At 66.8% G+C, this 14,887-nt stretch carries 14 protein-coding genes; 7 read left to right on the forward strand and 7 right to left on the reverse strand.

All coding sequences use genetic code 11. The features are described 5' to 3' along the window. The 5 genes from IE187_RS08180 to IE187_RS08200 form a co-directional block, all read right to left on the reverse strand. Positions 1–2,058, reverse strand: coding sequence for an ATP-binding protein (locus tag IE187_RS08180; RefSeq protein WP_229839358.1), 2,058 nt, complete (start codon positions 2,056–2,058; stop codon positions 1–3). A gap of 174 nt (positions 2,059–2,232) precedes the next feature. Then, entirely contained in the window at positions 2,233–2,595 is a 363-nt protein-coding gene (locus IE187_RS08185; RefSeq protein WP_189675831.1) for a lysozyme inhibitor LprI family protein, read from the reverse strand. Then, a complete protein-coding gene (bioB, locus tag IE187_RS08190) occupies positions 2,586–3,680 on the reverse strand; it encodes a biotin synthase BioB (RefSeq protein WP_438810920.1) in 1,095 nt (364 codons plus the stop codon). Before bioB ends, IE187_RS08185 begins: the two co-directional genes overlap by 10 nt. Then, entirely contained in the window at positions 3,677–5,818 is a 2,142-nt protein-coding gene (gene scpA / locus IE187_RS08195) for a methylmalonyl-CoA mutase (RefSeq protein WP_189675832.1), read from the reverse strand. The genes bioB and scpA overlap by 4 nt, the downstream gene beginning before the upstream one ends. Continuing rightward, entirely contained in the window at positions 5,815–7,341 is a 1,527-nt protein-coding gene (locus tag IE187_RS08200; protein ID WP_189675833.1) for an acyl-CoA carboxylase subunit beta, read from the reverse strand. The genes scpA and IE187_RS08200 overlap by 4 nt, the downstream gene beginning before the upstream one ends. Positions 7,342–7,428: 87 nt before the next feature. Between IE187_RS08200 and IE187_RS08205 the strand changes: the two genes are divergently transcribed. Next, the gene (locus tag IE187_RS08205; protein ID WP_189675834.1) at positions 7,429–8,838 is read left to right on the forward strand and encodes a helix-turn-helix domain-containing protein; all 1,410 of its coding nucleotides are present in this window, start codon (positions 7,429–7,431) and stop codon (positions 8,836–8,838) included. A gap of 66 nt (positions 8,839–8,904) precedes the next feature. On the opposite strand, the gene IE187_RS08210 is transcribed toward IE187_RS08205, so the two are convergent. Further along, positions 8,905–9,438 carry a DUF805 domain-containing protein gene (locus tag IE187_RS08210; protein WP_189675835.1) on the reverse strand — a complete coding sequence of 178 codons (534 nt, stop codon included), beginning with the start codon at positions 9,436–9,438 and terminating at the stop codon, positions 8,905–8,907. Between the two features lie 68 nt (positions 9,439–9,506). After that, positions 9,507–11,012 carry a YifB family Mg chelatase-like AAA ATPase gene (locus IE187_RS08215; protein WP_189675836.1) on the reverse strand — a complete coding sequence of 502 codons (1,506 nt, stop codon included), beginning with the start codon at positions 11,010–11,012 and terminating at the stop codon, positions 9,507–9,509. A 140-nt stretch (positions 11,013–11,152) separates the two neighbouring features. Here IE187_RS08215 and IE187_RS08220 point away from each other — a divergent pair, with 140 nt between their 5' ends. The 6 genes from IE187_RS08220 (at position 11,153) to yihA (ending at position 14,853) form a co-directional block, all read left to right on the forward strand. Continuing rightward, entirely contained in the window at positions 11,153–11,482 is a 330-nt protein-coding gene (locus IE187_RS08220; RefSeq protein WP_189675837.1) for a hypothetical protein, read from the forward strand. Between the two features lie 101 nt (positions 11,483–11,583). Then, positions 11,584–11,718 carry a 50S ribosomal protein L34 gene (gene rpmH / locus IE187_RS08225; RefSeq protein WP_010162954.1) on the forward strand — a complete coding sequence of 45 codons (135 nt, stop codon included), beginning with the start codon at positions 11,584–11,586 and terminating at the stop codon, positions 11,716–11,718. A 32-nt stretch (positions 11,719–11,750) separates the two neighbouring features. Beyond that, the gene (gene rnpA, locus IE187_RS08230) at positions 11,751–12,068 is read left to right on the forward strand and encodes a ribonuclease P protein component (RefSeq protein WP_189675838.1); all 318 of its coding nucleotides are present in this window, start codon (positions 11,751–11,753) and stop codon (positions 12,066–12,068) included. A 151-nt stretch (positions 12,069–12,219) separates the two neighbouring features. Continuing rightward, positions 12,220–12,432, forward strand: a complete 213-nt coding sequence (yidD, locus tag IE187_RS08235; protein WP_189675839.1) for a membrane protein insertion efficiency factor YidD — start codon at positions 12,220–12,222, stop codon at positions 12,430–12,432. Positions 12,433–12,466: 34 nt separating this feature from the next. Then, the gene (gene yidC / locus IE187_RS08240; protein WP_189675840.1) at positions 12,467–14,221 is read left to right on the forward strand and encodes a membrane protein insertase YidC; all 1,755 of its coding nucleotides are present in this window, start codon (positions 12,467–12,469) and stop codon (positions 14,219–14,221) included. Next, positions 14,218–14,853 (forward strand): ribosome biogenesis GTP-binding protein YihA/YsxC, encoded by a 636-nt coding sequence (yihA, locus tag IE187_RS08245; RefSeq protein ID WP_133186406.1) that lies wholly within the window; start codon positions 14,218–14,220, stop codon positions 14,851–14,853. Before yidC ends, yihA begins: the two co-directional genes overlap by 4 nt. Positions 14,854–14,887 lie beyond the last annotated feature (34 nt).

A 14,887-nucleotide genomic window follows, 5' to 3' on the forward strand; every position in this document is an offset into this window, starting at 1 on the left:
CTATTCCATCTCAAGGATCACCGCATCGACCGCGAGGCTGTCGCCGGGCGCAGCGTTGACCGATTTGACCGTACCCGCCTTCTCGGCGCGCAGGATATTTTCCATCTTCATGGCTTCCACCACCGCGAGCGGCTGCCCCGCCTCGACCTTGTCGCCCGCGCCGACATCGAGCCGCATCAGCAGGCCGGGCATCGGGCAGAGCAGGAACTTCGACAGATCGGGCGGGATCTTGGTGATCATGTGCTGCGCGTAGGGCGCGACATGCGCCGGGAGCACGCGCGCGACGTGACTCGCGCCGCGCGTGGTGAGCTTGAAGCCGGTGCGGGTGCGCGAAATCTTGACGGTGAGCGGCGCATCGTCGAGCTCGGCGTCTACGTAGCGGTCGCCCGGCGTATATTCGAGCGCGATGTCGAGATCGGCATCGTCTACGGTGATCCCGTCGGTCGAGATCGACACGAGATGATCGCTGTCGCCGATCCGCACCGACCATTCCGACGGCGGGCGCAGCCGCTTGCCGAGCTGCCCGTCGATGCGGCGCGCGCGGTCGGCCTCGGCGGTCGCGGCGAAGGCGGCAATCGCGGCGAGCGCTTCGATCAGGTCTGCGTCGGCGGGGGCACCGTGGAAGCCGTCGGGATATTCCTCGGCGATGAAGCCGGTCGTGATATTGCCCGAGCGGAAGCGCGGGTGCTGCATCAGCGCCGAGAGGAAATCGATGTTGTTGCCGGGGCCTTCGATCTCGAACGCGTCGAGCGCGGCGATCTGCTCGTCGATCGCGTCCTCGCGGGTCGGCGCCCAGGTGATCAGCTTGGCGATCATAGGGTCGTAGAACATGCTGACCTCGCCGCCCTCGCGGACGCCGTCATCGACGCGGGTATAGGCTTCTTCTTGCCCCCCTCCCGCTTGCGGGAGGGGTTGGGGGAGGGGCGTGCCGGAGAGGTTCGCGCTCGCGGCACGCCCCTCCCCTAGCCCCTCCCGCAAGCGGGAGGGGGAAAGGTAGGGCGTCTCGCTGCTTTCGGGCGGATTGTACCGCACCAGCCGGCCAATGCTCGGCAGGAATCCGCGATACGGGTCCTCGGCATAGACGCGGTTCTCGATCGCCCAGCCGTTGAGCTGGACGTCGTCCTGCGAGAAGCCGAGCGGTTCCCCCGCCGCCACGCGGATCATCAGCTCGACCAGATCGAGCCCGGTCACCGCCTCGGTGACCGGATGCTCGACCTGCAGCCGGGTGTTCATCTCGAGGAAGTAGAAGCCTTCGCCGGTGGTATCGGCGCCCGACACGATCAACTCGACCGTCCCCGCCGAGAAATAGCCCACCGCGCGGGCGAGGGCTACCGCCTGCTCGCCCATGGCTTTGCGCATCTTCGGCGTGACGAACGGCGACGGCGCTTCCTCGACCACCTTCTGGTGGCGGCGCTGAATCGAGCATTCGCGCTCGCCGAGATAGACGATGTTGCCGTGCTGGTCGCCCATCACCTGGATCTCGATGTGGCGCGGGCTTTCGATGAACTTCTCGATGAACACGCGGTCGTCGCCGAACGACGCGAGCCCCTCGCGCTTGGTCGCCTCGAAGCCTTCGCGCACGTCCTGCTCGGAGTAAGCGAGCCGCATCCCCTTGCCGCCGCCGCCGGCCGAGGCCTTCATCATCACCGGGTAACCGATGCCCGAGGCGATCTCGACCGCATGATCGGTGCTGTCGATCTCGCCAAGAAAGCCCGGCACGACGTTGACGCCCGCCGCCTTGGCGAGCTTCTTCGATTCGATCTTGTCGCCCATCGCGGCGATCGCTTTCGGGGGCGGGCCGACAAACGCGATCCCGGCATCGGCGCAGGCGCGCGCGAAGCTCTCGCGCTCGGACAGGAAGCCGTAGCCTGGGTGGATACAGTCGGCGCCGGTTTCCTTGGCGGCGAGCAGGATCAAGTCGGCGAGCAGGTAACTCTCGCCCGCGGGGGGCGGCCCGAGCCGGACGGCTTCGTCGGCCATCAGCACGTGCGGGGAGCGCGCGTCGGCGTCGGAATAGACCGCGACGGTGGCGATCCCCATCTTCTTGGCGGTGCGCATCACGCGGCAGGCGATTTCACCGCGATTGGCGACGAGGATCTTCTTGAACACGCTAACTTCTCCCCTCCCGCTTGCGGGAAGGACCAGAGGAAGGCCCGTCCGCAAGAGGTGAAACCTGGAGGGAGGATGGCCCCTCCCCCTAACCCCTCCCGTAACCGGGAGGGGAACTCGTCATCACTGGTACCAGATCATCGATTTCAGTTGCGCCGTCCGCGCTCGCGTCAGGTCGGTCCGGCACGCCGCCATCGTCATGCCTTGCGCCGATCCGCCGGCATATTGCCCGCCCTCGATGACGCACTGCGTATCGCGATACTCGAGCCACGCACGCTGGCTCTCGAGCAAGGCGCCCGCATAACCGAACCCGCCGCCGCGCGACGTATCCTGCGCATCGCGGCCCTTCATATAGGCATAGGTCCGCTTCCACTGCGCGGTCATCGCCGCGTCAGCCTGCGCGTAACTCGCGCCGCCCGAGCGGTTCATCGCCGCCTGGGTCTGGACCGGGGCGGCCGCGGTGAGGAGCAGCGCGATCAGCAGCACGTCTTTTCCTTCCGCATCGGTTCCTCGCCGACCATCGGGACGAGCCCGAGCTTGGCGAGCAGCGCGGCGTCCTTGTCGTCGCCGGCATTGCCCGTGGTGAGCAGCTTGTCGCCGGTGAAGATCGAGTTCGCGCCCGCCATGAAGCACAAAGCCTGCGTCGCCTCGGACATGCTCTCACGCCCCGCCGACAGCCGCACCATGCTCAGCGGCATCGTGATGCGCGCGACCGCGACCGTCCGCACGAACTCGATGTCGTCGATCGCGGCGAGCGGCGTGTCGGCGAGCATGTTGCCGAGCACCGTGCCCTTGACCGGCACCAGCGCATTGACCGGCACGCTCTCGGGATGCCGCGGCAGCGTAGCGAGCGCATGGACGAAACCGACGCGATCGGCGCGCGTCTCGCCCATCCCGACGATCCCGCCGCAGCAGACATTGATGCCCGCCTCACGCACGTTCTCGAGCGTGTCGAGCCGGTCCTGGAAGGTCCGCGTCGTGATGACCTCGGCGTATTTTTCCGGCGAGGTGTCGATGTTGTGGTTGTAGTAATCGAGCCCCGCTTCGGCGAGCTGCTCGGCCTGGGCGGGTGTCAGCATGCCGAGCGTCATGCAGGTCTCCATCCCCATCTGGCGGACGCCCTGCACCATCTCGATGATCGCGGGCATGTCCTTGTCCTTGGGGTTGCGCCAAGCGGCGCCCATGCAGAAGCGCTGGCTCCCCGCGTCGCGTGCCTGCGCGGCGGATTGCAGCACGGCGCGGACGTCCATCAGCTTGCTCGCCTTGAGCTCGGTCTCGGCCGAGGCGGACTGGTTGCAATAGCCGCAATCCTCGGGGCAGCCGCCGGTCTTGATCGACAAGAGCGTGCAGAGCTGCACCTGCCCCGCAGCGTGGTGTGCGCGGTGCGTGGTCTGGGCGCGGAACATCAGTTCGTCGAACGGGAGATCGAACAAAGCGGCTATCTCGGCGCGGGTCCAGTCGGTGCGCACGTCGTCACCCCGGACCTGTTCCGCCTCAGCTTGCAAGGTCGGCGCGTGTGGCGCGGTGGACCCCGGAACAGGTCCGGGGTGACGGAGCGTATCTACAGTCATTTCACATCTTCCTCGACCGGCGGCATATTGTGCCCCAGCAACCGCAACACTTCGCCCGCCGCCTCGACCAAATTGGTCCCGGGTCCGAAAATCCCCTGCACGCCGGCGTCGCGCAACACCTGATAATCCTGCGCGGGGATCACCCCGCCCGCGATCACCTTGATATCGCCGCGCCCGGCCTCGCGCAGATGCCCGATCAGCTCGGGGATCAGCGTCTTGTGCCCCGCCGCGAGCGACGATGCGCCGACCACGTCGACATCGCTTTCGATCGCGAGCTTGGCCGCTTCGGACGGCGTCTGGAACAACGGCCCCGGCACCACGTCGAACCCAAGGTCGCCAAACGCCGACGACACGAGGTTGGCGCCGCGGTCATGCCCGTCCTGCCCCATCTTGGCGACGAGCATGCGCGGACGGCGGCCGTTGCGCGTCTCGAGCGAGACGACGCCTTCCTTGAGCCCCTGCCATGCCGCGTCGAATTCGTGCGCGCCGCCGTAAATGCCCGACACCGGGGTGGGGACTGTGTCGTAGCGGCCGAAGATATCCTCCATGGCGGAGGAAATCTCGCCGAGCGTCGCGCGCTGGCGGGCGCACTCGACCGCGAGCGCGAGCACATTGGTCGTACCGCGCGCACCTTCGCGCAACGCGTCAAGCGCCGCCGTGCATTTCGCCTCGTCGCGCCCCGCCTTCGACCGCGCGATCCGTGCGATCTGCGATTCGCGCACCGCGACGTTGTCGACGTCGAGAATGTCGATCGGGTCCTGCTCGGCGAGCTTGTACTTGTTGACGCCGACGATGACGTCCTCGCCCTTGTCGACGCGCGCCGCGCGGCCGGCCGAGGCTTCCTCGATCATCGCCTTGGGCCAGCCCGCCGCGACCGCCTGCGCCATACCGCCCTCGGCCTCGACGCGCTGGATGATCTCCCACGCCTTGTCGACGAGCTCCTCGGTGAGCGCCTCGATGTAATAGCTGCCGCCGAGCGGATCGACGACCTTGGTCATCCCCGTCTCTTCCTGCAGCACGATCTGCGTATTGCGCGCGATCCGCGCCGAGAAATCGGTCGGCAGCGCGATCGCCTCGTCGAGCGCGTTGGTGTGGAGCGACTGCGTCCCCCCCAGCATCGCCGCCATCGCCTCGACCGTCGTGCGGATCACGTTGTTGTACGGATCCTGCTCGGTCAGCGACACGCCCGACGTCTGGCAATGCGTGCGCAGCATCTTCGAGCGCTCGTCCTTGGCGCCAAGATCGGTCATCACGCGGTGCCAAAGCTTGCGCGCGGCGCGCAGCTTGGCGACTTCCATGAAGAAGTTCATGCCGATCGCGAAGAAGAACGACAGCCGCCCGGCGAACGCATCGAGGTCGAGCCCGCTCGCCATCGCCGCCTTGGCATATTCGCGCCCGTCGGCGATCGTGAACGCCAGCTCCTGCAGCTGCGTCGCGCCGGCTTCCTGCATGTGATAGCCGGAAATCGAGATCGAGTTGAACTTTGGCATATGCGCCGAGGTGTAGGCGATGATGTCCGAGATGATCCGCATGCTCGGCTCGGGCGGGTAGATATAGGTGTTGCGGACCATGAACTCCTTGAGGATGTCGTTCTGGATGGTCCCGTCGAGAAGCGCCTGAGGCACCCCCTGCTCCTCGCCCGCGACGATGAAGAAGGCGAGGATCGGGATCACCGCGCCGTTCATCGTCATCGAGACCGACATCTTGTCGAGCGGGATCCCGTCGAACAGGATCTTCATGTCGTCGATCGTGTCGATCGCGACGCCCGCCTTGCCGACATCGCCGGTCACGCGCGGATGGTCCGAGTCATACCCGCGATGCGTCGCCAGATCGAACGCGACCGACAGCCCCTTCTGCCCCGCCGCCAGGTTGCGGCGGTAGAAGGCGTTCGACGCCTCGGCGGTCGAGAAGCCCGCATATTGCCGGATCGTCCACGGCCGCCCCGCATACATCGACGCGCGCACCCCGCGCGTGAACGGCGCGAAGCCGGGGAGGCCGGGGTCGATCCCCTCGACATCGGCCGCGGTATAGAGCGGCTTGACCGCGATCCCCTCGGGCGTCTGCCAGGTCAGGTCGCGACCTTTGACTTCCTTGGCAGCAGCCGCCTGCCAGTCGCTCAGCGTTGGTTTGTCGGTCATAATGGGATGTTGTCGTGCTTTTTCCACGGGTTTTCGAGCGCCTTGCCGCGCAGCTTGCGCAAGCCCAGCGCGATCCGGCGGCGCGTCGAGTGCGGCTGGATCACCTCGTCGATGAACCCCTTGCTCGCCGCGACGAACGGGTTGGCGAAGCGCGCCTCGTACTGCGCGGTCTGCTCGGCGATCTCCTCGGGCGAGCGGCCGCGGAAGATGATCTCGACCGCACCCTTCGCGCCCATCACCGCGATCTCGGCGGTCGGCCAAGCGTAATTGAGGTCGCCGCGCAAATGCTTCGACGCCATCACGTCATACGCGCCGCCGTAAGCTTTCCGCGTGATCACGGTGATCTTCGGCACGGTCGCCTCGGCATAGGCGAAGAGCAGCTTGGCGCCGTGCTTGATGATGCCGTTCAATTCCTGCGCGGTGCCCGGCAGGAAGCCCGGCACATCGACGAAGGTGACGATCGGGATCTCGAACGCGTCGCAGAAGCGGACGAAGCGCGCCGCCTTTTTCGACGAATTGATGTCGAGGCAGCCGGCGAGCACCATCGGCTGGTTCGCGACGAAGCCGACGGTGCGCCCCTCGATCCGCCCGAACCCGATGATGATGTTGCCGGCATGCGTCGGCTGGACCTCGAAGAAATCGCCCTCGTCGACCGTCTTCCGGATCAGCTCGTGCATGTCGTACGGCTGGTTGGCGCTGGCCGGCACCAACTGGTCGAGGCTGTGCTCGATCCGGTCCCACGGATCGGACGATGGCCGTTCGGGCGAAGCTTCGCGGTTCGAGGCGGGAAGGAAATCCACGAAGTCGCGGGCCGCGAGCAGCGCCTCGATATCGTTCTCGAAGGCCACATCGGCGACCCCCGACTTCGTGGTATGCGTCACCGCTCCACCCAGTTCCTCCTGCGTGACGATCTCGTTGGTAACGGTCTTCACTACATCTGGGCCGGTGACGAACATGTAGGAACTATCCTTCACCATGAAGATGAAGTCGGTCATCGCCGGGGAATAGACGGCACCCCCGGCGCATGGCCCCATGATGAGAGAGATTTGCGGCACGACGCCGCTCGCCAGAACGTTGCGCTGGAACACCTCGGCATAGCCGCCGAGCGAGGCGACGCCCTCCTGGATACGCGCGCCGCCGCTGTCGTTGAGCCCGATCACCGGCGCGCCGACCTTGAGCGCCATGTCCATGATCTTGCAGATCTTCTGCGCATGGCGCTCGCTGAGCGAACCGCCGAACACGGTGAAATCTTGGCTGAAGACGAACACCAGCCGGCCGTTGATCGTGCCCGACCCCGTGACGACGCCGTCGCCCGGGATGATCTGCTCCTGCATCCCGAAATCGACGCAATTGTGCTCGACATACATGTCGAGCTCTTCGAACGAGCCCTCGTCGAGCAGGACATTGAGCCGCTCGCGCGCGGTCAGCTTGCCCTTGGCGTGTTGCGCGGCGATGCGCTTTTCACCGCCACCCATGCGGGCGGCTTCGCGCTTGCGGTCCAGTTCGGCGAGGGTCGAAGACATGCGCACTCCCTTAGGTCGCGCTCGTCTTGCCGCTCTGCGCGCACTATGCAAATGTGGTTTTGCAAATATGCGTGTGGAAACTTCACAATGCCCGTCCCCCAGTCGCGCAGATCGTTCGACGGCTACCGTGTCCGCGCGGTGCGCAAGCAGCTCGGCTTGAGCCAGGCCGAGATGGCGCGGGCACTCGCCATCTCGGTGTCGTACCTGTCACAGATCGAGAGCGGCGACCGGCCGATCACGGGCAACGTGCTGGCAGCGCTCGCGACGCACTATCCGCATGACTGGTCGGCGATCGACCCGAGCGAGACCGAGACGCTGCTGTCGGATGTGGTCGACGCCTGCTCGGACCCGAGCGTCGGCGACGTCGTTGGTGATCTCAGCGATATCGAACGCGTCATCCGCCAGCACCCGTTGATCGCGCGCCGCCTCGCCGCGCTCTATGCGACGCAGCGCGCAAATCTCGCGCAATTGCGCGCGCTCGACGATCAGGTCGGCGCCGAGGGCAGCGCACGCCGCCTGCCGTGGGAAGAAGTGCGCGACTGGTTTCACGCGCAGCAGAACTACATCGACGAGATCGACCGCGCCGCCGAGCGGATCGCCGCCGAATTCGCCGACGGCCCGGCGCTGCAGCAGATCGAGGCGCGGCTGCTCGACCGGTTCGGCGTGCGCGTCGCGCCGATCGCAAAGGGCGACAGCGCGATCCGCGCGTTCGATCCGGCGGGCGTGCTGCATGTCGATCCGTCGCAGCCGGCCGAAAGCATCCTGTTCTCGGTCGCGTATCAGCTCGCGCGGCTCGAATTCGGCGATCTCGTCGCGAGCATCGCCGCGCGCGGATCGCAGACGAGCGTCGGACGCCAACTGCTCGGCGCGGGCATCACCAATTACGCCGCCGGGGCATTGCTGATGCCGTACCTCGCCTTCCGCCAGGCCGCGCGCGAGTGTCGCCACGACGTCGACCAGCTCCGGCTCCAGTTCGGGACGAGCTTCGAGCAAACCTGCCACCGCCTCTCGACGCTCCAGCGTCCTGGCGCACTCGGCATTCCGGTGTTCTTCTGCCGCGTCGACATGGCGGGCAACATCACCAAGCGGCATTCGGCGACACGACTCGAATTTGCGCGCTTCGGCGGGGCGTGTCCGCTGTGGGTGGTGCACGAAGCCGTGGCGATCCCCGATCGCATCCTCGTCCAGCTCGCCGAGACGCCCGACAGCGTGCGCTACGTCTCGATGGCAAAGGGGCTCGTCAAACCGTCGAACAGCTATACGCGCGCCCCGCGCCGCTACGCCGTCGCGCTCGGCTGCGAGGAGCGGTACGCGTCGGCCTTCGTCTATGCCGATGGCTTGCGCACCGACAGCAGCGCGACGCCGATCGGCAGCTCGTGCCGCGTTTGCCCGCGCGCCGATTGCGACCAGCGCGCCTTCCCGCCGGCCGCGAGCGATTTGCACATCGATCCCGACCGGCGTGGGCGGATCCCCTACGAGCTTCGCACCACGCCGTAGCGGTGGGGGCGGCCGACCCGATCGCCCCGATCGCAGCGCCGTCCTCGCGTCACGCGACGGGGCGCGTTACTCGAAGGTGCGCGCGAGGTCGGCAGGAACGTCCGCCTTGGGATCGTTGCCGAAGCGGTTGGGGCCCGGCGTGCCGGCGGTGCAATACCAGACGAACACGAGGATGCTGCAGACCAGCGCGGCAAGCCCGGCGACGCCTGCCAGAACCATCACGCCCATGTTTCCCGACGCCGCGCTGCCCGCCACAGCGAAGATCGCGACGAATACCGGGACCATCGGCAGCAGGATGTACCAGCCGCTGCGGTCGATGTCGTGCATCCGCCGCACCGCGACCGCGATGTTGGGCAGCAGCACCGCAAGCGAGAAGATATTGCTGAGGATCCCGCCGCGCAGATTGCCCGCCGCAGCGACGCTACCCGGCACTGCGCTCGTCGTGCCGGTGGCCTGTCCGCCAAGTCCGAGCGCTGCATCGACAAAGCTGAGCACGATGCCGACGATCACCTGGAACAGGATCCACATCCAATATTCCTTGCGGCGCGAGCGGCCATTGAATTGCGCGTAGCGCTTCAACGGCAAGATCATCCATTCCATCGTCTGTCCCCTGGCGCGGGCTGCGCATGCTTATAGTGTTGCGGCCAAACATTGCGGGAGCAAGTCCTTCAATTCCGCGGCGCTTGGCGGCGATAGCTCAACGCCTCGGCGACGTGCAGCCGCCCGACCTGCTCGGCCCCGGCGAGATCGGCGATCGTCCGCGCGACGCGCAGGATGCGCGTATAGCCCCGCGCCGACAGGCGCATCGCCGCCGATGCCTGCGCCAGCAACGCGCGCCCGGGATCGTCGGGCGTCGCGACCGTATCGAGCAATTCGCCATCGGCCTCGGCATTGGTCCGCACCGGATGATCGGCGTAGCGCAGCGTCTGGACGCCGCGCGCCGTCGCAACGCGCGCCGCGACCTGTGTCGATCCCTCGGCGGGCGATGGCAGCACGAGATCCGCCGCGCTCACCGCCGGCACTTCGAGATGCAGATCGATCCGGTCGAGTAGCGGGCCCGACACCTTCGCCTGGTAATCCGCGGCACAGCGCGGCGCGCGCGAGCACGCCAGCGCGGCATCGCCGAGATGCCCGCAGCGGCACGGATTCATCGCCGCGATCAACTGGACGCGCGCCGGGAAGGTAACGTGCGCATTGGCGCGTGCGACGCTGACCGTTCCCGTCTCCAGCGGCTGGCGCAGCGAATCGAGCACCGCGCGCTGAAACTCGGGCAGTTCGTCGAGGAACAGCACGCCGAGATGCGCGAGGCTGACCTCGCCCGGCTTGACCTTCAGCCCACCGCCGACCAGCGCCGCCATCGACGCCGAATGATGCGGCGCGCGGTACGGCCGCGACCGGGTCAGGCGCCCGCCGGTGAGCGTTCCCGCGACACTCGCCACCATCGACACTTCGAGCGCCTCGGCCGGATCGAGCGGTGGCAGAATGCCGGGCAGGCACGACGCCATCAGCGACTTGCCCGACCCCGGCGGGCCGACCATCAGCAGATTGTGCCCGCCAGCCGCCGCGATCTCGAGCGCGCGCTTGGCGGTTTCCTGCCCCTTGACCTGGCGCAGATCGGGTCCGGCAAGCGCCGCCTCGACCACGCCCGGCTGCGGTGCACCGAGCAGGCCATGCCCCTTGAAATGGTTGATCAGCGACAGGATGTCGGGCGCGGCGAGCACCGCCTGCCCCGCCCATGCCGCCTCGGCGCCCTGCGCCGCCGGGCAGATCAGCCCGAGCCCACGCTCGGAGGCATGCAGCGCCGCGAGCAGCACCCCGGGCGACGGCGCAATCCGTGCATCGAGGCTCAATTCGCCGACGACGAGATAGTCGCTCAGCGTCTCGGCATCGACCACGCCCATCGCGGCGAGCAACCCGAGCGCGATCGGCAAGTCGAAATGCGACCCTTCCTTGGGCAAGTCGGCGGGCGAGAGATTGACCACGATCCGCTTGGGCGGCAGCGCGAGCCCCATCGCCGCGATCGCGCCGCGCACGCGCTCGCGGCTCTCGCCGACCGCCTTGTCGCCGAGCCCGACGACATAGAAGCCCGGCAATCCGGGAATGAGCTGCACCTGGACCTCGACGGCGCGCGCCTCGAGCCCGAGATACGCCACCGTCGACACGCTCGCGACCATCCCCACCCCCCAGCAAGTATCGACAGCATAGCGTCTTTTGCCCGCCACGATAGCGGGCGTGCTGGCGTGGCGCGATCGCGCCTTGCCGAACCGGCTCGCGCGACCCACATCGGACGACAATGAAGCCGCAACGCCATCCGATGCTCCGTACGCTATGGTTTTCCACGGGCGTCGTCCTGGTGATTCTCTCGCCGCTGGTCGGCGCGATTCCCGGACCGGGCGGCATTTTCGTGTTCGCCGCAGGCCTTGCGCTGATGTTGCAGAATTCGCACCGCACCAAGCGAATCTTCGTCGACACCAAGCGTCGCTGGCCAGCGCTCGGCCATTATGCCGACATGGGGCTGCGCCGCAAAAGCGCGGCGCGCCGCCGTGCGCGCGACAAGGCGGTGATGCCCGAGGGTCCGCCGCCGACCTTCCGCCAGCGCCTCGCCGAGATTCTCGCCCCGCCGACGAACGATCGCCCGCGTTGACTTTGCGCAGGTCGGTCGTTAAGCGCAGCCCACCAAGGCCGTCCTCGTGGCGGCCGTTTTCTATTTAGACGTGCCCCGGGCAGAATTTTAGGGAATGAACGATGAAGCGGACCTTTCAGCCGAGCAATCTGGTGCGCGCACGCCGCCACGGGTTCCGCTCGCGCATGGCGACGCCAGGCGGCCGCAACGTGATTCGCGCGCGCCGCAACCGCGGCCGCAAGAAGCTGTCGGCCTAAGCAACCCCGTCGGCGGAGCCGACATACGGACATTGCAGATTCGCCGCGATTTTCTCGCGGCGAATACTGGCAAGCGAGCGCCGATGCCGGGCTTTGTCCTGCAAGTGCGCGCCCGCGACGACGGATCGAGCGACATGCGTGTCGGCTTCACCGTCACCAAGAAAATCGGCAATGCCGTGGTGCGGAACCGGATGAAACGCCGGTTGCGCGCTTTGGCGCGTGATGTGCTCCCCGATTCGGGCGTGCGCGGGGCGGACCATGTGCTGATCGGCCGCAATGGCGGGATCGAGCGCGATTACGCCGTGCTGCGCGCCGAGCTGATCAAGGCGCTGGCGAAGGTGGCACGGTGAGCAGCCCCCACCCTACCGTCACCCCGGCCTTGTGCCGGGGCCCACTTCCCACCCCGCGCAACGCCCGGCTTGCAAGGGCTGCGCGAGCCGCCCGGTGGACCCCGGCACGAGGCCGGGGTGACGGATGGGCGATTCGCGCCGGAGCGCAGCCATGCTGACCCGCCTCCTCGTGCTGCTCGTCCGCGGCTGGCAGATCGGCCCTTCGGCGATCCTCCCGCCCTCCTGCCGCTATCAACCAAGCTGTTCCGCCTATGCAATCACCGCTTTACGCCGCTATGGCGCGATCAAAGGTGGGTGGTTGGCGGCCAAGCGAATCGCGCGATGCCATCCCTGGGGCGGGTTCGGACCCGATCCCGTGCCCTGAAGACTCCCGCGAGTGACGAACGGATAACGCCAGCGTGAAACAAGACACCCGCAATTTCATCCTGTTCGCGGTGCTCGCCGCGATCATCCTGTTCGGCGGCAATTTCCTGTCGGCGCGCTTCTTCCCGCGCGCGGCGAACCCGCCTGCCACCAAGCTGGTCGACGGCAAGAGCCAGGTCGTCGCCACGCCGACCGGCCCTGCCGCGACGGGTGCCGCGGCCGTGCGCGATCTCAAGATCGTCCAGGCCGAGAGCCCGCGCGTGCCGATCCGCACCGCCGACCTCCAAGGCTCGATCAACCTCAAGGGCGCGCGGATCGATGATCTGACGCTGACCAAATACAAGCAGACGATCGACAAGAATTCACCGCCGATCCGCTTGCTATCGCCGCGCGGCACCAAGGACGCGTATTTTGCGGGCTTCGGCTGGAATGGCGACGGCGTCAGCGTTCCCAATGGCGACACGGTCTTCACCGCGAGCGGTGGTGCGCTCACCCCCACCACGCCGGTCACGCTGCGCTGGGCGAACGGCAAGGGCCAGGTCTTCGCGCTCACCTTCGCGATCGACGACAAATACATGTTCACGGTACGCCAGAGCGTCGGCAATGCCGGCCCCGCGGCCGTAGCGCTGCGCCCCTATTCGCTCATCTCGCGCTCGGGCGTCGGCACCGAGCCCGATACCTGGACCAATCACATCGGCCCGATCGGCGTGTTCGACAAAGGCGCGACCTACGACATCACCTTCGACAATCTGAAGGGCAAGGACGCAACCTTCATGGGCCGCATCTGGGGCAGCAATGCGAAGGCCGGCGACAACTTCTTCGACGCAAAGGGCGGCTGGCTCGGCTTCGGCGACAAATATTTCCTCGCCGCCGTGATCCCCGACCCCAAGGCGCAGGTCCATGCCGGCTTCCACGCCGCCAATGGGGACACCTTCCAGGGCGATTTCACACAGGCGCCGCGCGTCATCGCGCCGGGCAAGGCGCTCGTTTCGACCGCGAAGTTCTTTGCAGGCGCAAAGGAGACCAACACGCTCGACCGCTATGAGGATCGCCTCGGCATCCAGCATTTCGGCAAGGCGATCGACTGGGGCTGGTTCGAGGTCGTCGAAAAGCCGATCTTCAAATATCTCGACTGGCTGTTCCGCATGATCGGCAATTTCGGTGTCGCGATCATCCTGCTCACCGTCACGATCCGCACGCTGATCTTCCCGGTCGCGCAACGCCAGTTCGCCTCGATGGCCGCGATGAAGGCGATCCAGCCGAAGATGAAGGCGATCCAGGAGAAGCATAAGGACGACAAGGCGCGCGCACAGCAGGAAGTGATGGCGCTGTACAAGGCCGAGAAGGTCAACCCGCTCGCGGGCTGCCTGCCGACGCTGATCCAGATCCCGATCATGTATTCGCTGTACAAGGTGTTGCTGCTGACGATCGAAATGCGCCATCAGCCGTTCGTCGGCTGGATCCACGATCTGTCGGCGCCCGATCCCGCGACGATCCTCAACCTGTTCGGCTATCTGCCGTACCATCTGCCGCCCTTCCTCGCGATCGGCATCGTGCCGGTGCTGCTCGGCATCTCGATGTTCTTCCAGTTCAAGTTGAACCCGGCGCCGATGGACGACGCGCAGAAGCAGGTGTTCGCGATCATGCCGTGGGTGCTGATGTTCGTGATGGCGCCGTTCGCGGTCGGCCTGCAGGTCTATTGGATCACCTCGAACCTGTGGACCGTCGCGCAGCAGCGCCTGCTGTACGCGCGGCACCCGGGCCTCAAAGAGCCGGCGGTGAAAAAGTGAGCTTCGAACCAGAAGATATCGAGATTGCGCGCAAGCTCTTCGCCGGGCCGATCGCGTTCCTCAAATCCGCGCCGACGCTCGAGTTTATCCCCGAGCCGACGGTCAACGAAGTCGCCTTCGCCGGCCGCTCGAACGTCGGCAAATCGTCGCTGCTCAACGCGCTGACCAATCGCAACTCGCTCGCGCGCACGTCGAACACGCCGGGCCGCACGCAGGAGCTGAACTTCTTCGACGTCGGCAATCCGCTGGCGTTCCGCCTCGTCGACATGCCTGGCTATGGCTATGCCAAGGCGCCGAAGGACCTGGTCAAGAAGTGGCGCTTCATGGTCAACGATTTCCTGCGCGGGCGCGACGTGCTCAAGCGCGCGCTGGTGCTGATCGACGCGCGCCACGGCATCAAGGAGGTCGATCGCGACATTCTCGAGATGCTCGACAAGGCGGCGGTGAGCTACCGCATGGTCATTACCAAGGCCGACAAGATCAAGGCGTCGGAGCTGGTCGAGGTCACCGAAGCGACCGCGGTCGAAGCGCGCAAGCGCCCGGCAGCGCATCCCGAGATCCTGGTGACGTCGAGCGAGACCGGGCTCGGCATCCCCGAACTGCGCGCAGCGGTAATCGAGGCGGTACGCTGAGACTTGCGCGCGTCGGTCCATCGACCGACGCGGT

This window comes from Sphingomonas glacialis, from assembly GCF_014653575.1.
In the GTDB taxonomy this organism is placed as follows: domain Bacteria; phylum Pseudomonadota; class Alphaproteobacteria; order Sphingomonadales; family Sphingomonadaceae; genus Sphingomonas; species Sphingomonas glacialis.